This window comes from Pyramidobacter sp. YE332 (genome assembly GCF_033060595.1).
In the GTDB taxonomy this organism is placed as follows: Bacteria; Synergistota; Synergistia; order Synergistales; family Dethiosulfovibrionaceae; genus Pyramidobacter.
This window is the reverse complement of sequence record NZ_CP133038.1, coordinates 2,105,643-2,129,947: the sequence shown is the minus strand read 5'-3', so window position 1 is coordinate 2,129,947 and position 24,305 is coordinate 2,105,643. Positions and strand designations below refer to the sequence as shown.

20 protein-coding genes are annotated in these 24,305 nt (G+C 60.6%); 8 read left to right on the top strand and 12 right to left on the bottom strand.

Features of this window, described 5'->3' with window-relative positions:
- Positions 1–77: 77 nt before the first annotated feature.
- The 8 genes from RAH42_RS10055 to RAH42_RS10020 all read right to left on the bottom strand — a co-directional run bounded on the left by RAH42_RS10055 (position 78) and on the right by RAH42_RS10020 (position 10,402).
- A complete protein-coding gene (locus RAH42_RS10055; RefSeq protein WP_296429079.1) occupies positions 78–1,079 on the bottom strand; it encodes an oligopeptide/dipeptide ABC transporter ATP-binding protein in 1,002 nt (333 codons plus the stop codon).
- Between the two features lies 1 nt (position 1,080).
- Positions 1,081–2,064, bottom strand: a complete 984-nt coding sequence (locus tag RAH42_RS10050) for an ABC transporter ATP-binding protein (RefSeq protein WP_317539407.1) — start codon at positions 2,062–2,064, stop codon at positions 1,081–1,083.
- 8 nt (positions 2,065–2,072) lie between these two features.
- Positions 2,073–2,972: an ABC transporter permease gene (locus tag RAH42_RS10045; protein ID WP_120372267.1), complete on the bottom strand. Its 900-nt coding sequence runs from the start codon at positions 2,970–2,972 to the stop codon at positions 2,073–2,075.
- Between the two features lie 14 nt (positions 2,973–2,986).
- The gene (locus RAH42_RS10040; protein WP_078016022.1) at positions 2,987–3,952 is read right to left on the bottom strand and encodes an ABC transporter permease; all 966 of its coding nucleotides are present in this window, start codon (positions 3,950–3,952) and stop codon (positions 2,987–2,989) included.
- A gap of 136 nt (positions 3,953–4,088) precedes the next feature.
- The gene (locus RAH42_RS10035; RefSeq protein WP_120372268.1) at positions 4,089–5,699 is read right to left on the bottom strand and encodes an ABC transporter substrate-binding protein; all 1,611 of its coding nucleotides are present in this window, start codon (positions 5,697–5,699) and stop codon (positions 4,089–4,091) included.
- A gap of 301 nt (positions 5,700–6,000) precedes the next feature.
- Positions 6,001–8,772, bottom strand: a complete 2,772-nt coding sequence (locus RAH42_RS10030; RefSeq protein ID WP_317539406.1) for a hypothetical protein — start codon at positions 8,770–8,772, stop codon at positions 6,001–6,003.
- Between the two features lie 275 nt (positions 8,773–9,047).
- The gene (locus RAH42_RS10025) at positions 9,048–9,575 is read right to left on the bottom strand and encodes a hypothetical protein (RefSeq protein ID WP_317539355.1); all 528 of its coding nucleotides are present in this window, start codon (positions 9,573–9,575) and stop codon (positions 9,048–9,050) included.
- Entirely contained in the window at positions 9,539–10,402 is an 864-nt protein-coding gene (locus RAH42_RS10020) for an ISNCY family transposase (protein ID WP_317539405.1), read from the bottom strand. The genes RAH42_RS10025 and RAH42_RS10020 overlap by 37 nt, the downstream gene beginning before the upstream one ends.
- Positions 10,403–10,551: 149 nt before the next feature.
- On the opposite strand from RAH42_RS10020, the gene RAH42_RS10015 reads away from it, so the two are divergent.
- A complete protein-coding gene (locus tag RAH42_RS10015) occupies positions 10,552–11,904 on the top strand; it encodes an MATE family efflux transporter (protein WP_158606275.1) in 1,353 nt (450 codons plus the stop codon).
- Positions 11,905–12,155: 251 nt separating this feature from the next.
- On the opposite strand, the gene RAH42_RS10010 is transcribed toward RAH42_RS10015, so the two are convergent.
- Positions 12,156–13,304: an aminotransferase gene (locus tag RAH42_RS10010; RefSeq protein WP_288297597.1), complete on the bottom strand. Its 1,149-nt coding sequence runs from the start codon at positions 13,302–13,304 to the stop codon at positions 12,156–12,158.
- Positions 13,305–13,686: 382 nt separating this feature from the next.
- On the opposite strand from RAH42_RS10010, the gene RAH42_RS10005 reads away from it, so the two are divergent.
- The 7 genes from RAH42_RS10005 to RAH42_RS09975 all read left to right on the top strand — a co-directional run bounded on the left by RAH42_RS10005 (position 13,687) and on the right by RAH42_RS09975 (position 21,278).
- Positions 13,687–14,760 carry an ATP-binding protein gene (locus RAH42_RS10005; RefSeq protein ID WP_317539404.1) on the top strand — a complete coding sequence of 358 codons (1,074 nt, stop codon included), beginning with the start codon at positions 13,687–13,689 and terminating at the stop codon, positions 14,758–14,760.
- Complete coding sequence (locus RAH42_RS10000; RefSeq protein ID WP_317539403.1) at positions 14,757–15,407, top strand: response regulator transcription factor; 651 nt, start codon at positions 14,757–14,759, stop codon at positions 15,405–15,407. Before RAH42_RS10005 ends, RAH42_RS10000 begins: the two co-directional genes overlap by 4 nt.
- 401 nt (positions 15,408–15,808) lie before the next feature.
- A complete protein-coding gene (locus tag RAH42_RS09995) occupies positions 15,809–16,372 on the top strand; it encodes a glycine/sarcosine/betaine reductase component B subunit (protein WP_317539402.1) in 564 nt (187 codons plus the stop codon).
- A gap of 17 nt (positions 16,373–16,389) precedes the next feature.
- Positions 16,390–17,115 carry a glycine/sarcosine/betaine reductase component B subunit gene (locus RAH42_RS09990; RefSeq protein WP_317539401.1) on the top strand — a complete coding sequence of 242 codons (726 nt, stop codon included), beginning with the start codon at positions 16,390–16,392 and terminating at the stop codon, positions 17,113–17,115.
- A gap of 20 nt (positions 17,116–17,135) precedes the next feature.
- Positions 17,136–18,452: a glycine/betaine/sarcosine/D-proline family reductase selenoprotein B gene (locus RAH42_RS09985; protein ID WP_317539400.1), complete on the top strand. Its 1,317-nt coding sequence runs from the start codon at positions 17,136–17,138 to the stop codon at positions 18,450–18,452.
- Positions 18,453–18,591: 139 nt separating this feature from the next.
- Complete coding sequence (locus RAH42_RS09980; protein WP_317539399.1) at positions 18,592–20,154, top strand: BCCT family transporter; 1,563 nt, start codon at positions 18,592–18,594, stop codon at positions 20,152–20,154.
- Positions 20,155–20,264: 110 nt separating this feature from the next.
- The gene (locus tag RAH42_RS09975; protein ID WP_317539398.1) at positions 20,265–21,278 is read left to right on the top strand and encodes a hypothetical protein; all 1,014 of its coding nucleotides are present in this window, start codon (positions 20,265–20,267) and stop codon (positions 21,276–21,278) included.
- Positions 21,279–21,497: 219 nt separating this feature from the next.
- Here the strand turns inward: RAH42_RS09975 and RAH42_RS09970 are convergent, their stop codons facing one another.
- From RAH42_RS09970 to RAH42_RS09960, 3 genes are read right to left on the bottom strand one after another with little or no spacing between them, the layout of a single operon-like run.
- Positions 21,498–22,880, bottom strand: coding sequence for an MATE family efflux transporter (locus tag RAH42_RS09970; protein ID WP_120372278.1), 1,383 nt, complete (start codon positions 22,878–22,880; stop codon positions 21,498–21,500).
- 1 nt (position 22,881) lies between these two features.
- Positions 22,882–23,301, bottom strand: a complete 420-nt coding sequence (nikR, locus tag RAH42_RS09965; RefSeq protein WP_009164553.1) for a nickel-responsive transcriptional regulator NikR — start codon at positions 23,299–23,301, stop codon at positions 22,882–22,884.
- Positions 23,277–24,155 (bottom strand): papain-like cysteine protease family protein, encoded by an 879-nt coding sequence (locus tag RAH42_RS09960; RefSeq protein ID WP_009164554.1) that lies wholly within the window; start codon positions 24,153–24,155, stop codon positions 23,277–23,279. The genes nikR and RAH42_RS09960 overlap by 25 nt, the downstream gene beginning before the upstream one ends.
- Between the last annotated feature and the right edge of the window lie 150 nt (positions 24,156–24,305).

Genomic DNA, 24,305 nt, shown 5'->3' with positions numbered 1-24,305 from the left:
AAAAGGAGAGGAAAAGCGTTTCCTCCCCTTTTTCCATTGTCGATTATAGAAAGCCTTCGAACGAGCGTCAAAGGTTTTTACTGATCAAAAAGATGGCATTGCACCCAATGCCCCGGCGCGATCTCGCGCTCTTCGGGCGCGCACTGTGAGCAGACGGGCATGGCGCAGCGGCAGCGCGTGTGGAAGCAGCAGCCCGACGGCAGGTTCACGGCGCTGGGGATCTCGCCTTCCAGCCCTTCGGCGTTGCGCATGTTGTGTCCCGTCAGCGTGGGGATCGAAGAGAACAGCGCCTTGGTGTAGGGATGCTGCGGAGATGCGAAGATCTGCTCCTTGCTGCCCTTCTCGACGATGCTGCCGAGGTACATGACCGCCACCTGATTGGAAATGTGCTTGACCACCGAGAGGTTGTGGGCGATGAACAGATAGGAGAAGTGGAACTCGTCCTTCAGATCCATGAGCAGGTTGAGGATCTGGGCTTGAATGGACACGTCCAGCGCCGACACCGGTTCGTCGGCGATGATGAATTCCGGTTCCACGGCCAGGGCGCGGGCGATGCCGATGCGCTGGCGCTGTCCGCCCGAGAACTGGTGCGGGTAGCGGGTCGCCTGCTCGGGACGGATGCCGACGCGGGACAGCAGGTCGAGCGCGCGGGCGCGCGCTTCCTTTTTGCCGCTCGCCACCTTGTGGAACAGCATCGGCTCCGTGAGGATCTCCATGACGTTTTGGCGCGGGTTGAGCGAAGCGTAGGGATCTTGAAAGATCATCTGCATCTTCTTGCGCAGCGGCAGCATCTCGTCCAGCGGGATGTGGGCGATGTCCTGCCCGCGATAGCGGACCGAGCCGCCGGCCGGTTCGATCAGGCGGATGATGCTGCGCGCGGCCGTCGATTTGCCGCAGCCCGATTCGCCGACAAGGCTGTAGACTTGGCCTTCTTCGAGATCGAAGCTGATGCCGTTGACGGCGTGGACGACGCGTTTGCGGCGCACGACGCGCCCGCCTTCGAAGCGGAGCTGGCTGAGGAACGAGCGGTCGAGGTCGAAACGCTGTTCGAGATTTTTGACTGAAAGCAGACAAGCCATGTTACTTCACCTCCCCGCTAAGCGGAAAATGGCAGGCGGCGCAATGCCCCGGCGCGATCTCGCGCAGCTGCGGCGCTTCGCGGCGACAACGTTCCTGAGCGCAGGAACAGCGCGGACTGAAATAGCATCCCGAAGGCAGGGCGAACATGTTGGGGACGATGCCGGGGATCGTGTCGAGGCGCTCTTTTTCCGTGCTCAGGTCGGGAATGGAGCTGATCAATCCATGGGTGTAGGGATGCGCGCTGCGGTCGATCACGTCGCGCGCGGCGCCGCTCTCGACGATCTTGCCGCAGTACATCACGTTGATGCGGTCGGCGACCTCCGACACCACGGCGAGGTCGTGGGTGATCAGCATCAGCGAGCAGCCCTCGGCACGGATCAGATCGGTCATCAGCTTGAGGATCTGCGCCTGGATCGTCACGTCCAGAGCCGTCGTCGGTTCGTCGGCGATGATCAGCCGCGGGCGGGCCGCCAGCGCGATGGCGATGACCACGCGCTGCCTCATGCCGCCGGAGAACTGGTGCGGATAGTTCTTGAGCCGGTTTTCGGGATTGGAAATGCCGACGGCCCTGAGCAGGTCGACGCTGGCTCGGCGGCGCTCGGCCGTATTCATTGACGTGTGCAGCCGCAGCGTTTCGTCGAGCTGCTGGCCGATCGTGTAGACGGGGTTGAGCGAGGTCATCGGATCCTGGAAGATCATGGAGATGTCCTTGCCGCGCAGCTTGTTCATCTCGTGTTCGGAAAGCGTCATGAGGTCTTTGCCGTCGAACAGGATCTCGCCCGATTCGATGAAGCCCGGCTCTTCGATCAGGCGGATCAGCGAGAAGCCCGTCACCGATTTGCCGCCGCCGGACTCTCCGACCACGGCCAGCACTTCACCCTGCCTGATGTCGAACGACACGTCGTCCACGGCCTTGACCGTGCCCTTGAACGTTTTGAACCACGTGCGCAGGTGCTTCACCTGCAAAAGAAGTTTGTCGTCCATGGCGGGCCTCATTTCAGCTTGGGATTCATCTCGTCGCGCAGAAAATCGCCGAGGAGGTTGATGCCGAACACGATGATCATGATGTACAGCCCCGGCAGGATCGAGACCCACCACAGGCCGCTGTAAAGCACCGTGAAGCCGTCGTTGCAGAGCATGCCAAGCGACGGGCGCGAGATCGGCACGCCCAGGCCGAGGAAGCTCAGCGTCGCCTCGGTGAGGATGAAGCCGCCCACCTGGATCGTGGACAGCACGACGATGGAGGCGAAGACGTTGGGCAGCACGTGCTTGTAAAGGATGCGCCAGTTCGGCAGGCCGATCACGTGCGTGGCTTCGATGTATTCGCATTTTTTGACGCGCAGCGTTTCGCCGCGCACCGTGCGCGCGTAGCGCACCCAGCCGACCAGCATCAGCGACAGCAGGATGTTGGTGATGCTGCGCCCCAGCATGGACATCAGGAACAGCGCGATCAGCATCGACGGGAACGACAGCTGCACGTCGGCAAAGCGCATGATGAGCGCGTCCACCTTGCCGCCGAAATAGCCCGAGATCAGCCCCAGCACGATGCCGATGCCGCTGGCCATCAACGTGCCCAGCAGGCCGATGACCAGCGAGACGCGACTGCCGTAGACCATGGCGCTGACCATGTCGCGCCCCTGCTGGTCGGTGCCCAGCAGGAACTTGGGGTCGCCGCCCTCCAGCCAGAACGGCGGCTTGTAGGCGTCGCCCAGGTCGAGCTCGGCCATGTTGTAGGGATTCTGCACCGTGAACTGCGGCCCCACGACCGCGATCAGGATCACGAGCAGGACGATCACCGCTCCGGCGATCGCCGTAGGGGAGTGGCGGAAATTGTAAAACAGTTCCGAATCCAGAAAGCGTGCGACTCGGCTTTTCTCGTGTGCGTCAGACATTTTTCGTCCTCCTCCTACTGCAAGTCGATGCGCGGATCGATGAAGACGTAGAGCAGATCCACGATGAAATTGATGAACACGAACATCACCGCGACGAACAGAATGTAGGCGGCGATGATCGGCCGGTCGGCGCTGGTCACCGCGTCGATGAGCAGCTTGCCGATGCCCGGCCAGGCGTAGATCGTCTCGGTGATCGTCGTGAACGCGATCAGGTTGCCCAGCTGCAGTCCGAAGACCGTGACCACCGGGATCAGCGTGTTTTTCAGCGCGTGTCCGAACAGCACTTTGCGGTTGGGCACGCCCTTGGCGCGCGCGAACTTGACGTAATCCTGCCGCATGTTTTCCTGCATCCCCGCGCGGGTGAGGCGGATGATGGTCGCCACGTTGCCCAGCGCCAGCGTGATCGACGGCAGGATGATATGTGCCCAGCCGTCGGCGGTGGCGAGGCTGGTCGTGATTCCGAAGATCACGCCCGTTTCGCCGCGTCCGGACACGGGCAGGACGCCGAGATACAGGCCGAAGAAATAGATCATCACCATGCCGATCCAGAACGACGGCATGGAGATCCCGGCGATGGACATGGCCATGACGCTTTTGCTGAAACGGCTCTTCGGATACGCGCCGGACCATACGCCCAGCGGGATGCCGAGAAAGATCGAGAGCACCATGGCCACGGCGACGATGTCCAGCGTGGCGGGAAGCCGTTCGGTGATCAGCGCCAGCGCCGGCAGGTGGTACATGTAGGACTGGCCGAAATTGCCGTTCAAAACGTTTTTGACGAAGATCCAGTATTGCACGTACAGCGGTTTGTCCAGGCCAAGATAGGCCGAGACGGCCGCGATCTCCTCGGGCGTCGCGTTTTCGCGCACCATAAGGTAAACGGGGTTGCCCAGCACGCTCGTGAGCACGAACACGATCAGCGAGACCACGAGCACGACCAGCACGAGCTGGGTCAGCCTTTTGACGAGAAACTGAAGCACCTTAAAGGTCACCTCCGCGGAAAAGCAGTCTATTCCGGAGCGAAAAGGACGGAAAAAGACTTTCATCAAAGACAGACGGTTCTTTTCGCGTGAAAAGAACCGTCTGCATTATGGGTGTCTTTCGGGAACCGGGAAATTATTTTTTGAACGTGACGTCCCACGCGTACACGTATTTGTTGTAGCGCGGCGCGTAATCGATGCGCGGCCCGACGGCGTACACGTCCATCTGGAAGTGCAGCGGGATGTAGGCCACGTCGTCGGCGGCCAGCTTCCACGCCTGCCGCATGATCTGATCGCGTTTGGCGGCGTCGACGGTCGCCATCGCTTCCTCGATCAGTTTGTCCACCTCGGCGTTACTGTAATAACCGCGGTTGACGCCGCCCCAGCCCTGCTTGACGTACTCGCCGGGCTTCATCGAGTAGATCATGTCGAGGGCGATCAGCGCTCCCTCGCCGCCGGAGTCGGCCCAGCCGGTCTGGCACAGATGCGTGTTGTCTCCCGACCGATTGACCGCGCCGATGTAGGAGAAGAAAATGTTGCGCGACATCAGATTGGGGACGACCTTGATGCCGACCTTTTCGAGGTATGAGGCGCAGGCCGTGGCGATGGCGCCGTCGTTGATGTAGCGGTCGTTGGATGCGTCGAGCGTCACCTGGAAGCGCGTGCCGTCGGCCTGGCGGGGATAGCCCGCCTCGTCGAGCAGCTTTTCAGCCAGCTGAGGATCGTAGGCAAGGCGCTTGATCTCGGGATTGTAGCCGTTGTAGCCCTCGGGGCAGTAGGTCGCGGCGGGGAGGGCAAAGCCGTTCATGACCTTGGCGACGATCTCGTCCTCGTTGATGGCGTGGTACATGGCGGCGCGGACGCGCTTGTCGGCCATCGGGTTTCTGCCCGTGGGCGAAACCAGCGGGAACTTGGAATCCTTGCTGGGGTTTTCCACGCAGGACGGATTGAGGTAGATGACGCGCAGGCTGGGCATCTTGACGATGCTGATGTTTTTGTTGCGCTCGATCATGGCCACGTCGCGCACCGGCACGTCGACGATCATGTCGACGGCGCCGGACATCATGTTGGCGGTGCGGGTGCCGGGGTTGGTGATCGGCTTGTAGACGACGTTCTCGGCCTCGGGTTTGTCGCCCCAATAAGTTTCGTTGCGCTTGAAGACGATGCGGTCGCCGCGCACGTGCTCGGCCAGCGCGTACTTGCCGGTGCCGACGGGGTGGTTGGCGTTGTAATCGTCGTCGTGGGCCTCGTAGGTCTCCTTGTCGAGGATCACCACGTCCTTGACGTGGGCCAGCAGCAGCACGTTGGGCGCCTTGCAGGTGATTTTGACGGTGTAATCGTCGATCTTCTCGCTCTTGTCGATGGTGGCGAACGCGTAAATGAAGGCCGACTTGCCGGCCGTGTTGGCGCGCTCGAACGAGAACAGGACGTCGTCGGCGTTGAAGGCGCTGCCGTTGTGGAACGTGACGCCCTTGCGCAGATGGAACGTCCAGATCGAAGCGTCTTCGTTGGTTTCCCAGCTCTCGGCCAGAAGCGGCTGCGGTTTGATCTCCCGGTCAAGGGTCACGAGCGGCTCGAAGACGTGCTCCATGATGGCGTTGTTGAGGTCTTCGTTCAGCGAATAGGGATAAAACGAATAAGCGTCGCCCGTCAGGCCGATCGTCACGTCCCGCGGGCCCGCCGCGCAGGCTGCCGAGGCTCCCAGTGCCAGAGCGGCCAGCGCACACCACAAAATACTTTTCTTCACGGTATTTTCCTCCTGTTAAAGATAAGTTTTTAAGAACCATCTGAATCATAATTTTTATGGATACAAAATTCAACAATAAAACATAGTAATCGGTGTGATAATGAGGGTTGCTTTTACATTAAAATGTTTGTTGCAGAACTGTCACACAGATAAAATACTTTTTCTCAGCTTTATTTGCCGACAATTTTTCGAAAAGAAAAGAAGCTCGTCACGGCAGTCATAGAACATGGGCGGCGGATTCATGTGAATCCGCCGCCCATGTTCTATGACTGCCGCTTTTTATTCCGCGGGCGTCCGCCTCTTATTTACCGAAAAGGCTGTTCAACCCTTTTTCGAGCTCTTTGTTGAGCGCATCGTTGAGCTGGTCTCTGACGCTGTTTTTGCCGGATCCGCTTTCGGCGCCGCTCTTGCCGGTGAGTTTCTCGGTGAGCTTGTTCACGGCGTCTTCTTTGGCCTTTTCAACGGCGTTCTTGGCCTGGTCCTTGACGTTGGTGACTTTGGCGTTTTCCTGCTGGGCTTCCTTGGCGTCCCAGGTCTTGCCGTTGACTTTGAAACTGCCGATCTTGGGGTCGTCAATGGTGCCGCCGACGTGGAAGGTCAGGTTGCGGAAGTCGTTGACGCCCCAGCTCTTGCTGGCGCCGGCGATACCGCCGCCGATCAGTCCGGCGATGCCGCCGGCTCCGCCGGTCAACAGGGCCGCCGCGCCGCCGGCCGCCATCGCGCCGCTCAGGGTCGAAGCTGCCGTGTTCACGAGCATGGCGTTGATGGAGCCGTCGACGTTGATGTCCAGATTGCCGGCGTAGGCGAAGGTACCGTTGGCTTTGATGTACTGATAAATGCCGTCGCCCTTTTCGGCGTTGATGACGGTGCCGTCCTTGAGCGTCAGCTTTTCGATGTCGTTGGAAAAGGGGATCCTGGCGTTGGCGTAGGCGATGCCCTTGTTGCCGTGCAGCGCGGCGACGGCGTTGACGATGGACTGATACTGCTTGAAGCCGTACATCCTGCCGCCCGCCGAGGAGACGGAACCTTCGCCGTCGAGCGTGAAGGGGCTGAGCTTGCCGGCGGCCTTGTATTCGCCGGTCAGCGTGCCGGTCAGTCCGCCGCCGAGCGCGGGCGCCATCTGGTCGATGATGGTCTTGAGCTGGCTGCCCTTCAGGCTGGCGCCGAGCTCGTAAGTCATCTTGTTGATGTCCATGCTCGCATTGCCGTCGATCGTTCCGCCGGCGAATTTGGAGGAGAAATCGGGCAGCGAGGCCACCATTTTGGAGAGCTTGAGGGAGGATCTGATCTGTTCGAACTTGAGCCCCGTAAGCGAGAAGACGGGGATGGAAAGCGAACCGTCGCCGGTGATGTCCGTGTCGGAAAGCTCGCCCTTGAGGCCGCCGCTGAGTTTGCCGGAAGCGCCCAGCGAGGCGGCGCCGAACGTGTTCATCACGTTGCCGAGGTCGATGCCGTTCAGTTTCAGATCGTAGGTGCCGTTCAGATTTTTGCCGAATTTCAGCACCGAGTCCATCTTGATCGTTCCGTTGGCGACGACCGCGGACATTTCCTTGAAGGCCAGATTGTCGCTGCCCATGGTGATGGAGCCGTTGACCTTGGTGACGGGCAGTTCCATAAAGACCAGCGAGGCGTTTTTGAACGTCACCGTGCTGCCCTGGAAGGCGACGGGCACGTTGACCTTGTCGATGTTCATGTTGTTGAGCGAGACGCGCGGCGAGTCGATCTTGCCGCCGGCGGTGATGGCGCTGCCCTTGCCCTTGACGGTGAAGGCGGCGTTCACTTTGCCCTTGATGTTCGCCGGCGCCGAAGGCACGATCTTGGGCAGCATGGCGAGGTCGAAGTCCTTGACGCTGAAAGCCACGTCGGCCGCCACTTCCTTGCCGCCGGCGTTGACCGTTCCTTTGAGCGTGGCGGGATTGCCGGCGAGGTTGGAGCCGCCGGAGACGGTGATCAGCCCTTTGCTGTTGAACGCGGCCTTGAAAAGTGTGTCGGTGACGCTGGCGCCGCCGAGCGTAAGTTTGTCGGCTTTGATTTGGGCGCTGCCCTTGAGGGCGTTCACCGGTCCTTCGACCGCGACGTTGACGGCGTTGACCTGTCCGCTCAGTTCAGCGGGCAGCGAGGGCAGATTCTTGCGCAGAGTTTCGGCGGTGACGGGGCCGTCGGTGTTCATGTTCACTTTGATGGAAGGCGTTTTGCCGCCGAGGTCGGCGAACACGTCGCCTTTGGTGGGAATGCCGATGGCATTGACGGTCAGAGGCTTGAGATTGACTTTCAGGTCTTTCATCGCGACCGTGGTGTTGGCCGAAACGGGGAAGCCCATGGCGGAACCGTCCTCGAAGCTGACAGTCCCCGCTACGGCGGGATTGTCCGGCTCGCCTGTGACGGTCATGTCAGCGGTGACCAAACCTTTGACGAGGAAACTTTCCAGCTGGGGAACGAGGGCCGCCAGATCGCCGATCTGCACCTTGTCGGCAGCGGCCTTGAGATTCAGCGCCGGCGCTACGCCGCCGCTGACGCTGATCGTGCCGCCGGCGGTTTTGATGTCTCCCTTGCTGATCGTCAGGCCGGGGGCCATGCTGACTTTGAAACTGCCCTTCAGGGGCAGACCGTTGAGGGTGATGTCGAAGGCCGCCTCGGCCTCGCTGCCGTCCAGCGTACCGCCGACTGAATTGAGCTGGAGGTCGTTGAGCGGAACGGCGCTGGGCAGCGTGACTTTCTGGCCGGTGAAGATTTCGGCCAGCTGGAGCAGGTGGGGAATGGTGCTCTTGATGTCGCCCAGTTCCACCCAGTCGAGCGCCACGTTACCGGTGATCAGCTTGAGCAGCGCCGGGTCGACGAAAATTTTGCCGGCTTTGATCAGCGATGTACCGTCGCGCGTCAGTTCGATGTCGTTGAAGGTGTAGCCTTTGACGGGATTACCTTTGGCGCCGCCGATGGACACGCCCAGATTATAGGTGTTGGCCACGTATTCGGCGCCTTTTTGAGCGATCCAGCCTGTGCCGACGTCCAGCGTGCAGACGGCGACGACGGCCGCCGCAAGCAGGACCGCAATGCCTATGAAAAATTTTTTCATTGGGATTTAGCCTCCTCTATTCTGTCGTTTTCACAACGGCAATGATGGTACGCTTCGCGATTTTGTGCCGGCATTCTTGTGCCGGACTCATTATAGCACAGGCTTAGAAAAGGGACGTTTCCGCGCGGAAAAGGAACGGAGCGTTTCCATTTGCATCGTGTGTCAATAGCCAGTAAAAAAGTCACCATAACTGCTCATTGAAAAAGTCATCCCCTCACACTCCCATCACAGCAAGACATCTGAAAGAACTCCCCATCGTGCCGCCATAACAACGTCTACGCGAACGTACATTTATCCCGACATGTGCTATGATATCCCTGCCTTTTGACGACGCCACGCCGCCATGGGTGGTCCGGAGCGGGCTTGTGCGCTTTCACAAGCCCGCTTTTCCGTTTCTTTGCCGATGCCTCATCGGAGTCGACTCGTTTTTGACTTTCAACCTCCTTCATCTCGATCCGTCTGCCCTTGGAAACACCCCAGATCCGCCCGGTCGACGTTTCACGCACCTCAACCGTCGTTTTGGCCATCCCGAGGCAATCGTCCGCCGCCGGAACGTACCGACGACCTCCGTAGGAAATCATGCCGCCGTGATCCGTCCTGCGAGATTCGCGACGCGCAAAGAGAAAATCCAAATCGACTTTTCCTTCCGGCTTCACATAAACGTCCTCTCCCTCAGCCGGAGTGACGGCAAACTTCCGATTGTGCCTGGCGATGAGCTTGGGCAAAACCTCGTTGGCCGCCGTGATATCCGAGACGCCAAGCAGCCTCAGCTCCCCGGCAGCCTGTCCTGCATCGTGTTCCAAAGACGTTCGACACGCCCCTTCGCCTCCGGCGTCAAGGCAAAGATCTGCCCGATCCCAAGATCCTTCAGCCCCCGTCCGAAACAACTTAACGGCTCCCCCTTCCCCGCCTCATTCCCTTCATTTTCTTCATTCCCTTCGATCCGATCCTCATCATCCTGCGCCCGTGCCTTTGGAGAGCGGAAAATCGTATGCCGGTCGCTGTAAATCGCCATCGGCAGCCCATACCCCTCGATCCCCATCCCCAGCGCGGCGACATAGCCCGCCATACATTCGTTCTCAGTGAAACAGGCGCCAGTCACGATCCCCGTCGCATCGTCAATATAAGCGTGCAGCGTCGCACGCCCGTTCCCCCTGCCAAACCATTCAAACGACGTGGCGTCAGTCTGCCACAACATCCCCGCGGCCACCTTCCGCGGTCGGGAACGGTGAAGCTTCGGCCGCCGCCGCGCACTCTTCTTGCTCCTGATCCCCTCGTCCTTCAGAATGCGGACGACACTCGAACGACTGATCCCGATCCCCTCTCGTTCGTTCAGGCATTCCGCAAAGTGAGAGAAGTTGAAATCGTAATAGACCTCCTCATACGCCTTCAGCACCGACTCCCGAACCTCATCTCCGATCCTGCGCCGAGACGTTCTGCCGCGGTTGCCGTGAACAAGCCCCGCCGCCCCTTGAACGACGAACCTCTTTTTGATCCTGATGATTTGCCGTTGACAGAGCCCCAGCTTCTCCGCCGCCTCCCTGTTCGTCATGCGTCCCTCGACAAGCGCTCCGATAATCCTGATACGATCCAGTTCCTTTTGTGACAATGTCATTCGCTCCTGTTTCATGAACGGTATTATCTCAGAGTGACATTTTCTTGGAACAGTTATGGGGGACTTTATCACTGAACAACGACATTTCCATTTGCATCGTGTAGTGTTTATAAAACAATCGTGTTATCATGAAGCAATACATTTGTGGAAGGTGCAGGAAACTTATGGAAAATCGTCGTGAAATGCTGGCGCAGGCGCCGCTGCTGCATCTGCTCGCCAAAATGTCTCTGCCGGCCATGATCGGTATGTTCGTCATGGCGTCGTACAACGTGGTCGACGCGATCTTCATCGGCTGGGGCGTCGGTCCGCTGGGCATCGCCGCCACGTCGGTGGCGTTCCCGCTGCAGCTGTTCGTGGGAGCGTTGTCCATGTGGGTGGCCATGGGCACGGCTTCGCTGTCGTCGCGCAAACTGGGCGCGGGGCTTGACGACGACGCGGAACGGGCGCTGGGCAACGGCTTCGTGATGTCGACGGCGCTGGGTTTCGCGACGCTAGCTGCCGGGCTGTTCTTCCTCGATTCGCTGATCGCCATGATGGGCGCCGACGAGCGGGTGGCAGACTACGCGCGGCAATATCTCGGCATCGTCTTTCTCGGCAATCCGCTGGTGATCGTGGGGATGCTCTTCAACAACACGATCCGCTCCGAGGGCAACACGCGCTACGCCATGTACTCGATGGTGCTGCCGGCGGTGCTGAACGTTTTTCTCGATCCGCTGTTCATCTTCGGCTTCAAGATGGGCATGGCGGGGGCGGCCTGGGCGACGGTGATCGGCCAGCTGGTGACGCTGCTGTGGAATCTTCGCTACTATCTGACGGGGCGCCGCAGCCTGATCGCCCTGCGCGTCAGCCGCATGCCGCTGCGCTGGGCCATCGACGCCGAGATCCTCGGCGTCGGCGTTTCCGAGTTCGCGCGCCAGGGGGCGCTGACGGTGGCCAACACGATCCTGATGAATCAGATCTCGCATTACGGTTCGGCGCTGCATATCGCCGCCTACGCGATCATGATGAAGGTCTCGTCGATCGCCGTGATGCCGATCTTCGGCATCGGCCAGGGCATGCAGCCGATCGTGGGCTACTGTTACGGCGCGGGACTTTACGGCCGCGCCCGCAGGGCTATCGAGATCGCGCTGCTTTCGGCCACGGTCATCACCGTGACGGGCGAGATCATCCTGCTCGGCTTTCCGCACGTTTTCGTGCGCGCGTTCACCGACGACGCCGAGGTGATCCGCCTCACCGTCTGGGGCGTGCGCATCCTCCAATCGACGTTCGCGATCATCGGCTTTCAGATCGTCGGCACGGTGACGTTTCAGGCGCTGGGATTCGCGGGGCCGGCGCTGTTTTTGTCGCTGAGCCGGCAGGTGATTTTTTTCATCCCCTCGCTGCTGATCCTGCCGCGGTTTTTCGGCGTCGCCGGCGTGTTCTTGAGCTATCCCGTGGCGGACGTGTGCGCCTGCTGCGTGACGCTGGCGCTGCTGATCTTCTACCGGGGACGCTTCAAAAGGCTTGAACGGCGATGATGACGACGTGTCGATAGAAACGCATGGTTGGCGATGCCGCGCTCCGCAGCGAAACGCATTCTTCAGGGCGACGTCGTAAAGATTTTGTCCCTTTGCGAAGCGCCGCCGCTCCTCTCGAACGGAGCGGCGGCGCTTTCCTGTGCGCGCGGGGCGCGGAAATCCTTGCGCTGCGGCGGTCCGACGGCCGGTTTCGCACGGCGGCGTCGCAGCGAAGCCGTTTCTTGTGTGGATGCCGTATTCGAAGCGTAGATTTACGATCTCGGCGTCGAATGTGATTCCTCGTACGAAGCGAGAAACTCGCTTACCGCCGCGAGCCCGGCCTTCAGCGTTGCCGCGTCGCAGGCGTAGCCGATGCGCAGGCTGTACGGCTCTGCGAAGCAGTCGCCGGGCGTGACGAAGGCGCCGGTTTGACGGTACATTTTCTCGCAGAACTCATAAGACGGCATGTCCAGATCGTAATGGAGCAGCGCCGTCGTACCGGCCACGGGCTTGACATAACGCACGTGCGGCTGCCCGGCGACCCATTCGTCGAGGATGGCGAGATTGGCGCGCACGATGGCGCGGTTGCGGGCCAGCAATGCGTCGCCGTGCGCCAGGGCGACGGCGGCCAGCGCTTCGTCGAACATGCCGCAGCTGATGAGATTGTAGTCGCGGTGCGAGAGGCAGGCCTTGAGCGCGCTCCTGTCGCGCGTGGCGATCCAGCCGAGACGAAGGCCCGCCAAGGAGAAAGTCTTTGACATGCTGCTGACGGAAATGCCCTTTTCGTATAGGTCGGCTATCGACTCTTGCCACTCGTCGGTCTGCGTCAGGTGGCGATAGACTTCGTCGCAGACGATCCACGCGCCGACGCTGCGGGCGATCGCCGCGATCTGTTCGAGCAGCTCCGTGTTCATCAGCGCGCCGGAGGGATTGTTGGGGTTGTTCAGACAGATCATCTTCGTGCCGGGGACGACGAGTCCTTTCAGTTCCTCCAGATCGGGCAGATAGCGATTCTCCGGCTTGAGGCGCATGATCTTCACGTCGGCGCCGTAGCTTTCGGGAATGGAATAGAGTTGCTGATAGGTGGGCATGACGGTGACCACTCGGTCGCCGGGTTCGATCAGCGAATAAAAAAGATGGTGATTGGCGCCGGCGGCTCCATGGGTGGTGACGAGGTCTTCCGGCGCAATGGTCCGGTAGAGTTTGCAGACGCCCCTTTTGAAGGCCGGCGCGCCCTGGATGTCGCCGTAGGTGAGACGACGGGCGCAGAACGCGTCAAGAAATTCCCGTTTGTTCGCGCCGGTCAGTGCGAACAGCTCGTCGACGGATATTGAGCTTACGCAGGTCTCGGCGATATTGTAGGCGGCGCCGGTTTCGTAGGCGTTCATCCACTCTTCCACTGCAAAAGGCCTGATCTTCATGAACGATTCCTCCCTGGATACCTGGATATTGGAAAAGGCGTCCCAAACCGTGCCTTGTGGCGCGCTTTCGCGCGCTGTACCTGCGGCAGGGTCGGGACGCCTTTTTGCCTCCGGCCGGTGCCGGAGAAGGTGAACTTATTTTTATCGATTGTAGATTATCATGAACTTTGTGCCCTGTCAAGAAGCCGCAGTGAAGCGGTCAGGACGATCTTTTTCCTGTTCGCCGAAAATCGGGAAATATTATAGAATGAATCAGTGCCTCTGCTTTTATGCGTTGGCGGGAGAAAACGAAGGTTTTGTATTTCGTGGATAAGGCGGATGAGTTGAAATGAATCGTAATGAATATAACGGAAGAAGAGCATCCGGGACATCCGAAGAAGCCATGATCGTGTATCGGATGCTGTTCGCGCGGACGTTCGACCCGATCGCGCTGTACCGCGTGGAGGAAGGATCGCGCCGCAGCATCACGGCCGACAGAGTGTTTTTCGTCGACGTCAACCCGTCTTACGAGCGCGTCATGAAGGTTCGCCGCCGGGACGTGATCGGCCGCAGCTTTCTCGACGTATGGCCGATTTCCGAGCCGCGCTGGTCCCAGATCATCGTCGACTGTCTGCGTCTCGGACATTCGGTGCACTGCGAGGGCAACAGCAAAGAGGCCGGCAGTTTCCTCGAGGCGATCGCCTTCCCGCTGCCGCCGGCCATGGCGGCCGTGATCTTCCTCGACAAGACAAAATTGAAGGATGCCGACGAGGCGCTGGACCGCAAAAAAAACGAATTGCGCAATTTGGCCACGCAGCTGACGCTCACCGAGGAGAGCACGCGCCGCGCCATCGCCACCGACCTGCACGACCGCATCGGCTACGATCTGGTATCGCAGCTTCACAAGATCCGCGAGCTGCGCGAAAAAGTGCGTCCGGCGCTGGAGGCGGAGATGGCGGCGCTGGAAGCCAACACGGAGAAGATGATCTGCGAAAGCCGTTCGCTGATCTTCGAGCTCAGCCCGCCCATTCTCAAGGAAGTGGGCATCAATCCTGCCTTGGAATCGTTGGCCGACAATCTGCTCACGCCGCACGGCATCAAGTGGGAGCTGCGCGCGAAGGGGACCATGGCCGACTTCTGGGCGGACGACGCCGTCTGCGTGATCCTCTACCGCATGGCACGCGAGCTGCTGATCAACGTGATCAAACATTCCGGCGCGACGCGCGTCACCATCATCGTCAACCGCGGCCCGGGGAAGATCATGGTCGCGGTGGAGGACAACGGCCGGGGATTCCCCGAGGACTTCGACCTCGATCATAACGAGGCGCGCAAGGAGACGAAAAGCTTTGGGCTTTTCAGCATCAGGGAACGTCTTGAACCCATCGATGGGACTCTGAAAATCGTTTCCATCCCCGGGAAAGGCGCGACCGTCGCCATGTCCTGCCCGTTGAAACTGAAGGAAGGGGAGTTCAAATGAGTATTCGCGTGCTTCTGGCCGACGATCACGAAATGTTTCTTGAAGGACTGCGGGAACTGCTCGGCAAAGCGGACGGCATCGAACTGGCCGGACTGGCCCGCGACGGCGCGGAGGCCGTCGCGGCGGTGGAGCGCCTGCAGCCCGACGTGGTGCTGATGGACATGACGATGCCGCGGCTGAACGGCATCCAGGCGACGCAGAAGATTGCCGCCGGCTCGCCCGGCACGAAGGTGCTGGTGCTGTCCATGCACGGCGACAAGAACCTGATCGTCGAGAGCCTGAAAGCCGGCGCCCGCGGCTACGTGCTGAAAGAGTGTTCGTCGCAGGAACTGTGCCTGGCCATCCAAACCGTCGCGAACGGGCAGTATTACTTGACGCCGGCGATCCTTTCGACGCTCATCGGGGATTATCTGCGCTTGACCGAAAGCGAGGCCCAGTCCTCGAACTGCCCGCTGTCGGACCGTGAACTGGACGTGTTGAAGCTTCTCGTCAACGGCTGCAACGCCAAACAGATCGCCGAACAGCTCAGCATCAGCAAAAACACGGTGGACACCCACCGTCGCCACATCCTCGACAAGCTTGGCTGCAACAGCATGGCCGAGCTGACGCGTTACGCCATCCGCGAAGGCTACCTCGACCTCAGCTGAACGCCGTCTCCAGCCGCGAAGAAAAAGCGGGCCGGCACCCGCGGCACAACGGAAGAGGAAAATCGGCAACGGCGCCGCCTGCGCGGCAGGCACCGAACCATCGTGAAAATCTCGTCGGGAAACAACGGCAAAGAGCCGCCTCGCATCGACCGGGGCGGCTCTTTGTGCATGTTCCGCGTTAAGCGACGCCGTCGGATTGTCGCGAGCGGCGCGTCATAATTTTTACTACGGGCATTTTCACATTTTTCATTATGGAAATCATTCATTCTTTTTCATTATAATTCAATCGTGAAAAGCAACACAGAGGGAATGGAGTGGCCGGGCTGAGAACGTTCGGTCATCTCGAAGGGGCATCGGAGGGATTTGATCCCGCAAATCTTGAAGAAGGAGTGATTTCAGTTATGAGACTTGAAATCGGAGCCTTTCATGTGACCGACATCAAGTTCGGCGACCATACGGGCTACAGCAAGGGCATTCTCACCGTCAACAAGGAAGAACTGCTCAAGGTCGTCAAGGAAGACGAGCACATCACCACCGCCGATCTGAGGATCGTGCATCCCGGCGACGAGGTGGTGCTCTGTCCCGTCAAGGAAGCGGTGGAGATGCGCTGCAAGGTGTCCGGCGGCCACGGGATCTTCCCCGGCGTGCTGTCCGAGATGGAGATCGCCGGTTCCGGCCGCACCCACTGCCTGCAGGACTGTTCGCTGCTCGTCGTCGGCGAACATTGGGGAGGATTCCAGGACGGCCTGATCGCCATGGGCGGCGCGTATCAGCATCACACCATTTTCGGCGACATGGTCAATCTCGTGCTGGTGGCCGACACCGACGAAGAGTTTGAAAAGCGCGAGCAGCAGAAGAAAAATCACGCCCTGCGCTGGGCCGGCATGCGCCTTGCCGAATACGTCGGCCAGTGCGTGAAAGACCTCGAGCCCGAGAACATCGAAGTCTACGACCTGCCCCCCTGAACGAGCGCGGCCCCGAAGTGGACAAACTGCCCCGCGTGGTCTACCTGCTTCAGCCGCAGACCCAGATGGAGACGATGGGCTACAACACGCTGATCTACGGCTGGGACGGCAACCATATCCTGCCCACCTTCATGCACCCCAACGAACTGCTCGACGGCTGCATGGTGTCGGGGTCCTTCATGCCCACGTCGTCGAAGATCTCGACTTACGAGTTCGCCGTCAATCCGATGATCAAGAAGCTCTACGAACAGCACGGCAAGACCATCAATTTCCTCGGCGTCGTCATGTCCACGCTGAACGTGAAGATGGACGAAAAAGTCCGTTGCGCCAAAATGGCCGGACAGATCTGCGCCTCGCTCGGCGTCGACGCCGCGGTCGTCGTCGAAGAAGGGTACGGCAACCCCGACGTCGATTACACGGCCATGCTGGTCGAGCTCGAGCGCCTCGGCATCAAGACCATCGGCCTGTCGGACGAGTGCACCGGCCGCGACGGCGCCTCGCAGCCCCTCGTTTCGATGAACCCCGCCACCGACGCGTTGGTCACCACCGGCAACGTGTCCCAGATGTACGAGTTCCCGAAGATGGAAGTCATCGGCGAGCTCGAAGCTCTGGCCCGCGACGGGAACTCCGGCGGCTGGGAAGGCTGCATCCGTTCCGACGGTTCCTTCGTGATGGAAAACAACGGCATGTTCTGCGCCAACCACATCAGCGGTTACTCCAAGAGAACCTGCGCTGATTTTTAAATCGGGGAGGCAAAAATAAAATGCTGAAAGCCATTCACTACATCAACCAGTTTTTCGGCCAGGTCGGCGGCGAAGACGCGGCCGACGCCAAGCCCATTTTCCACGACAATCTCGTCGGCTGTTCGATGATGCTGAACCAGATGGTGAAGCCCGACATCGAAGTCACCAACACCATCGTCTGCGGCGACAATTACATCACCAATCACACCGACGAAGCCCTGAAAGAGATCTTCGCCTGGCTCGACACGAAGAAATTCGATATTTTCTTCGCCGGTCCCGCCTTCATGGCCGGACGCTACGGCGTCGGCTGCGGCATCATGTGCAAGGCGGTGGCCGAGCGCTATCACGTGCCCGTGATCACCTCCATGAACGAGGAAAATCCCGGCGTCGAAGAGTACAAATCCGTGTGCTACATCTTCAAGGGCGGCCGCAAGGCGACCTTCATGAAGGACGACGTGACCGCCATGGCCGCATTCGCCAAGAAGATCGCCAAGGGCGAAGAGCTCCTGCCCGCCGCCCAGGAAGGCTACTTCCCCCGCGGCATCCGCGCCGAGATCCCTCAGCCCGACGGACGCATCGCCGCCGACCGCGTCATCGACATGCTGCTCAAGAAGCTCAAGGGCGAGCCGTTCCAGACCGAGCTGATCATCCCCAAGATGGAGAAGATCCCGCCCGCGCCCGCGCTCAAGGATCTGGCTCACGCCACCGTCGCTCTCGTCTCGTCCTCCGGCGTCGTGCCCGTGGACAACCCCGACCACATTCAGAGCGCTTCCGCGCAGAAGTGGGGCAAGTACGACATCTCCAAACTCGACAATCTGCCCGAGGGCGTGTTCAAGACGATCCACGCCGGCTTCGACCCCGCCGCCATGTGCCACATTCCCGACCGCGGCGTGCCTGTGGACGCCATGCGCTACTTCGAGAAGCAGGGCAAGATCGGCAAGCTTTACGATTATTACTATGTGACCGTCGGCACCGGCACGACCCAGGCTTTTGCCGCCAAATTCGGCAAGGAGATCGCCGCCGAGCTTCACGCCGCCAAGGTCGACGCCGTCGTGCTCACCGCCACCTGAGGCACGTGCACTCGTTGCGGGTCAACGATGGGCAAAGAAATCGAGAAAACCGGCATTCCCGTGGTCGTGATGTGCAATCTGATCGACGTGGCCAAGACCGTCGGCGCCAACCGCATGGTCCAGACGGTGTCCGTTCCCTATCCTCTGGGCGATCCCGAACTGAGCGCCGAGGCCGAATGGCAGCTGCGCACCAGCCGCGTCGAGGCGGCTCTGAACGCTCTGGCGACGGACATCGCCGAGCCGACGGTGTTCCCCTCCAAGTTCTGATCTGACGGAACGGCGGAGCGGAATCCTCTCGACAAGAGACGCGGCAAGTAAGTTCGAGGGGCTGAAAGGACGTTTTTGAAACGCGAATTTCAGCCCCTTGTTTTAGACGTTCCTTCCCGTTGTGAAAGGAGTCACTTGAATGTCGGACAAAGTTTCGCGGAATCCTCTCGACCACGGCCGGCTCGACTGGTCAGGCTGCGTCGATACCAAGAGCAACACGGTTTATTACGTTTCGATATTGATCACGTTTGCGGCGGTCCTCTGGGGGCTGCTGTCGCCCGATTCTTTCGGCTCCTTCGCCAAGTCGTTGTTCAACGGCCTGACGACTTATTTCGGCGCCGGGTATATGTTCTTCATGAACGTTTTCGTCATCTTCTGTCTTTTCATCGCCGCCGGCCGTTTCGGCAAAGTCCGCCTGGGCCGGGCGGAGGACCGCCCCGAATACGGCAATCTGGCCTGGTTCGCCATGCTGTTCTCGGCCGGTATGGGCGTGGGGCTGGTGTTTTACGGCGCCGCCGAGCCGCTGATTTATTTCACCAATCCGCCCTTCGGCGCGGCGCCCGAGTCCGTTCAGGCCGCCCGCGACGCGCTGCAGATTTCTTTTTTCCACTGGGGTCTGCATCCCTGGGCCGGTTACGCCGTCATCGCCATGCCGCTGGCCTACTACCAGTTCCGCTACAACGCGCCCGGTCTGATCAGTTCGATCTTCATCCCGCTGGTCGGTGAAAAGGCCGTCAAGGGGACGTTCGGCAAGGTCGTCGACATTCTCGCCACGTTCGCCACGCTGGGCGGCATCACCACGTCTCTCGGCCTCGGCACGCTGCAGCTGAACTCGGGCGCCAATACCGTCTTCGGACTGCCCAAGACCACGTTCGTTCAGGTCGTCATCATTGCGATTCTTGCCGTGCTTTACACCGGTTCGGCCGTGCTCGGCATCAAAAAGGGCATTTCCAAGGTGGCCGACTTCAACATCCGCGTCTGCTTCATCCTCATGGCCCTGATGTTCATCGTCGGCCCCTCGCTGCCCATCGTCGAATCCTTCATGACCGGCATCGGCGATTTCCTCAGCGGCCTGGTCGAGGAGAGTTTCATGATGGATCCCTACGGCGCCGGGTACCAGAAACATCTTGCCAACTGGACGCTGTACTACTGGGCCTGGTGGATCGCCTGGGCGCCTTTCGTCGGCGCTTTCGTGGCCCGCATTTCCCGCGGCCGCACCATCAGCGAGTTCATCGCCGGCGTTCTGATCGTTCCCGCGCTCGGCAGCGCGGTCTGGTTCGCCATCTTCGGCACTTCGGCGCTGCATTTGGAGCTGGTCCAACACGTCAAGATCGCGGCGGAAGTGATCAAGGATGTTTCCGTCGGCGCCTTCGAGCTGTACAAGCACTATCCTCTCGGCACCGCCATGTCCTACGGCATGATCGTGCTGATCACGACGTTCTTCGTCACTTCGGCCAATTCGGCCACGTTCGTGCTGGCCGCGTACTGCCAGCACGGCACCAGCGATCCGTCCAAGAGCAAGATGGCCATCTGGGGCATCCTCATGGGCGCTCTGGCCGTGGTGCTTTTGACCACCGGCGGCCTGATCAACATTCAGACCATCTCGTTGTGCACGGCGCCTCCGTTCGCGTTCATCATGTTCTTCTCCTGCTGGGGGTTCTGGAAGGCCCTCAACGCCGACGAGCGGAACGGGCGTCTGTAAGTCTCTTCAATCCAAGCGTGAAAAAACGGGCGCCTTTTTGCGAAAAAGGGCGTCCGTTTTGTAAAATCGTCATGGGAAAATTATTTCTCTTAAACGAAGGAGGAACGATCATGGAATCTTCGATCCTTTTGTTTTCTCCCGAATTCCCCTGCTGGGACGAAGAGACGGTGCGTCTGGCCGGCGACGATCCCTCATCGCTGGCCGGGATGCTCGAAGCCGGTGAACTGACGCGCCGCGGCGGCGGCTACGTTCTGACGCCCGAGGGCGAGGCGGCGCGGCGCGAGCTGGCGCGGTCGACCGGCGTTCCGGCGGCGGAGATGGGCGCGCCGACGGACGACGAGGCACAGGCCTGCCGGGCGCTGGAACACAACCGCATGTGCCAGTTGCTCGATCGCGCGTTCCGTCAGCAGTGGGGCGTCAAGGAAGTCACTCATCACGAAACGTTTCCCGTCGTGCCGTGCCTGCCCGACGACCGGTACTTCGCCTTCGAGGGCGAACGCGTCAGGGCGATCTGGCCGCAGCATCCGCTCGTCGAATCGTTTACGAAAGCTTTTCCGCACTGGGGCGTGGGCGCGCGCGGCCTGCCCGCTCCCGGCCAGTCGGGGCTCGACGCCTGGGCGGAGGAAAACGGCGCGCCTGCGGGGACGCTGACGATCGACTTCATGCTGCGCAGCCATGCCGATTTCGAACACTACAGGTTTTTCAAACCGATGGCGTCGGACCGCTTCGGATTTTACAACGTCGATCTGCTGTTCGCCGTGAAATGCGGTGACGATCCCCGGGAGCTGCTGCCGCTGATCGGGCGGCTGCACGTCTTTTTGATGGAGCAGCGGCGCGTCTACGTCCCCGGCTGGTATGATCTCGACGCCGATGAGCAGGAGGACTGGACGCTGCTGGCTCTTGTCGCCGACACCGAAACGCAGCTGGCCGGTCTGGCGGCGACGCTGCGGCGTTGGGGGCGCGATCTGATCGAACCCTGCCGTCCGTTTTACATCCTCGGCACGAGCATCGAACGCCTGCGCGCGCAGAAAGAGCCGAAAGATACCCTTTACGACTGGTTCCAGGAGGAGACCGTGCGCATCCTGCGTCCCGACGTGGACGATCAGGAAGATCTGTTCGGCTGAGAGCAAAATAAGTGAGGCGCGCGCGACGGCAATGTCGTCGCGCGCGCCTCATCATGAAGTTATGTGTGAACAGCGCTTTTTTCAAAAAAATCCCCTTCCGACAGATCTGAAAGTGACGATGACAGACGGTCGGAAGGGGGAAAGGGTTGCTGCGTTGTGTGTAAACGCCGAAGTTCAATCGGCGTTTTTGTTTTTCTGACGCCCGCGAAAAAAGCTGTTTCATGGAGCTGGCGCGTGCGCGGCGGAACTCGGCGCCGCAAACTCCGTTCGCCGCAGGTTCCGCGCTTCACGGCGCAGCAGCAGCGCGGCGGCGAGGCCGCCGACGAAATCGATGGCGGGAAAGGTGATCCACACGCCGTCGACGCCGAGGAATCTTGGCAGGATGACGATCAGCGCGATGCCGACGAGCTGGCGGATCAGGTTGAAGCAGAAAGACGCCCGCGCCCGTCCGAGCGCCTCGAGCGTGTAGCCGACGATGATCGCGGCAGCGCTGAAGGGAAGGGCGGCGTAGCCGATGCGCATGCAGCGCGCCGCGAGGGCGATCAGTTCGGCGTCGCCGTCGGTGAAGAGGGATGCCAATTCCTCCGCCCAGAACATCGCCGCCGCTTCGGACAAAATATAATAGCCGACCGAAAACAGCAGCGCGATCTTCACCGTTTCGCGCAGGCGGTCCCAGCGGCGCGCGCCGTAGTTGTAGCCGATGATGGGCATGGCGCCTTCGCCGATGCCGGTGACGGGCATGAAGAGCAGACTGTCGAGGCCGAAGAAGATGCCCATGGCGGAGATGGCCATCTCGCCGCCGTATTGCCCCAGCAGCAGATTGAACGCCACCAGCATGACCGAAAAGAAGATGTTGATCAGAAAGGGCGACACCCCCACCGCGCAGGTTTCGGCCAGCACCCGCCAACGCGGCCTGAACCGATCGGGAGAGAGCCGCAGCGCGCTGCGGCGCCGCGCGTAAAAAGCCAGCAGCCAGAGAAAGGCGAAAATCTGCGCACCGGCGGTCCCCCAAGCGGCGCCGGCCACGCCCATGCCGAGCCCGGCGATGAACCACCAGTCCAGGGCGACGTTGAACAACGAGCCGAGCACCATCGCCCACATGGCATGGCGCGGATGGCCTTCGGCCCGCATGGCGGCGATCAGAACCATGCTGAGAAACTGAACGGGAATGGCCGGCCCGGTGATTTTCAGGTAGGTCTCCGTCAGCGGCGCGATACGCTCCGTGGCGCCGCACAGCCTGACGATCGCCGGGATGTTGAACAGCAGCAGCGGCGCCGTCAGGGCCAGGAAAAAGACGGAGGCCGTGACGCCGTTGCCGAGCGCGATCTCGGCCCGTTCCTGATCCTGCGCGCCGAGATCGCGCGAGATCTGCGAGGCCGTGCCGACGCCGATCAGGGCGCTGAAGGCGACGACCAGCAGAATGATGGGGAAGACGACGGAAATGGCGGCCAGCCCCTCGGCGCCGACGTAATGGCCGATGAAGACGCGGTCGACGATGTTGTAAAGCGCGTTGGCCAGCACCCCGAGCGTGGCCGGCAGGGCGAAGCGGAGGATCAGGCGGGGAATGGGCGCGCTGCCCATCAGAGCGGAAGCGTCGGGCATCTCAGACCAGGACGGCGATCACCGGATTGACCGAGCTGACGGCCTTGAGCGCGCGCAGCGAGGCGATGAATTCCTTCACGCTTTCCACGTCGCCGCGGACGATGACAGTCTCGAGACAATGATCATGATCGGCGTGGACGTGGGTGGTGCACACGATGATGTCGCCGAAATCGTGCTGAAGGCCGGTAAGGCGCGCCGTCACGTCGTTGCTGTGATGATTGTAGGTGAGCGTGATCGTGCCGTAGACTTGCCCCGATCCTTTCTGCCAGGTGTCGCGGCTGACGTACTCGCGGATCAGCTGACGCAGCGCTTCCGAGCGATTGGGCAGGCCGGCGTTCTCGAGGCGCTTGTCAAAACTCTGCAGAAGGTTCTCCGGAACGGCGACGCCGAAACGGATCAGCGGTTCTTTTTCACGGTGCATGGCCACAAGTCTCCTTCCTTTCGGGGCGGACGGGCGACGACCCAAGGCTGAGTGCATTCGTCCCGTTCCATGACGAAAATGTCGTACCAGGTGCTGTAAAACTTGTCGATGTGTTCCACGACGTAGCCGTCCTGGCAGTGGTCGGCGGTGTCGTGCGGATCGGCGAGGATCAGCACGCCGTGGGCGGGGTTGCCCGTGCCCATGTCGTCGTAGCCGATGATCACCCGCCAGTGCGCGCCCCAGTCGATGTTCTCGACCATGATCGGAGCGCCGTCGCGCAGCGTTCGGCGGCAAAAACGCGCGAAGCTGTCCAGCGTCGGGAAGCTTTTGGCCTCGGCGCAACGCCACGGATTGTAGGGCGCGGCGTCCTGCGGCGCTTTGGCGGCGAAAGGCAGATTCGATGCCACGTCCCAGCCGATCGCCTCGAAGAAATGGACCAGATCCTTGACCGGGATCGGGCGGCGCGACTCCGTCGGCAGGCCGTGAAAGGCCGCCATCTTGTCGGCGATCTCCAGCTCCCGCCAGTCGTGATAGCCGAAGTGGTACATGACCATCAGCGCCACGGCCGAGGCGCAGCTGTAATCGCGCGTCTGCTGGTAGGTGCGGAAACAGGGCAGGATCGTGCGCGAACCTTGGCTGTACATGTGATAAAAGTCCAGCGCGGGAAAATAAGGCGAGTTGGGGCAGTCGGCCGCTTTGAAAAAGGCCGACGCGTCCGATTCGAGGTTGTAGCCTTCGGGCACGTGAATGATCGGATCGGCGTTCCACCGCGTCGCGACAATGGCTGCCTCGTGCCGGGTCAGTTCCCACAGCGGCGGGAGCGGCAGTTTCTCTTTTTCTGCATGTGCTGCCATCGACGCATTCCTCCTTTGCAAATAAAAGCCTGCGGCATAATTTCTTATTTTAGCGCAAAGAACGCCATTCGTGGCGGATGATTTGAGCGGAAAACAAAAAAATCGTTCCGCGCCGCCGCGCCCGTTTCGTGGTACACTTTGCCCAGAGAA

Bases quoted from the DNA above. Each gene is read 5' to 3' on its own strand.
- RAH42_RS10055 (WP_296429079.1), bottom strand. From the start codon at position 1,079: ATGGCTTGTCTGCTTTCAGTCAAAAATCTCGAACAGCGTTTCGACCTC.
- RAH42_RS10050 (WP_317539407.1), bottom strand. From the start codon at position 2,064: ATGGACGACAAACTTCTTTTGCAGGTGAAGCACCTGCGCACGTGGTTC.
- RAH42_RS10045 (WP_120372267.1), bottom strand. From the start codon at position 2,972: ATGTCTGACGCACACGAGAAAAGCCGAGTCGCACGCTTTCTGGATTCG.
- RAH42_RS10030 (WP_317539406.1), bottom strand. From the start codon at position 8,772: ATGAAAAAATTTTTCATAGGCATTGCGGTCCTGCTTGCGGCGGCCGTC.
- RAH42_RS10020 (WP_317539405.1), bottom strand. From the start codon at position 10,402: ATGAAACAGGAGCGAATGACATTGTCACAAAAGGAACTGGATCGTATC.
- RAH42_RS10015 (WP_158606275.1), top strand. From the start codon at position 10,552: ATGGAAAATCGTCGTGAAATGCTGGCGCAGGCGCCGCTGCTGCATCTG.
- RAH42_RS10010 (WP_288297597.1), bottom strand. From the start codon at position 13,304: ATGAAGATCAGGCCTTTTGCAGTGGAAGAGTGGATGAACGCCTACGAA.
- RAH42_RS10005 (WP_317539404.1), top strand. From the start codon at position 13,687: ATGATCGTGTATCGGATGCTGTTCGCGCGGACGTTCGACCCGATCGCG.
- RAH42_RS10000 (WP_317539403.1), top strand. From the start codon at position 14,757: ATGAGTATTCGCGTGCTTCTGGCCGACGATCACGAAATGTTTCTTGAA.
- RAH42_RS09995 (WP_317539402.1), top strand. From the start codon at position 15,809: ATGAGACTTGAAATCGGAGCCTTTCATGTGACCGACATCAAGTTCGGC.
- RAH42_RS09980 (WP_317539399.1), top strand. From the start codon at position 18,592: ATGTCGGACAAAGTTTCGCGGAATCCTCTCGACCACGGCCGGCTCGAC.
- RAH42_RS09975 (WP_317539398.1), top strand. From the start codon at position 20,265: ATGGAATCTTCGATCCTTTTGTTTTCTCCCGAATTCCCCTGCTGGGAC.
- RAH42_RS09970 (WP_120372278.1), bottom strand. From the start codon at position 22,880: ATGCCCGACGCTTCCGCTCTGATGGGCAGCGCGCCCATTCCCCGCCTG.
- nikR (WP_009164553.1), bottom strand. From the start codon at position 23,301: ATGCACCGTGAAAAAGAACCGCTGATCCGTTTCGGCGTCGCCGTTCCG.
- RAH42_RS09960 (WP_009164554.1), bottom strand. From the start codon at position 24,155: ATGGCAGCACATGCAGAAAAAGAGAAACTGCCGCTCCCGCCGCTGTGG.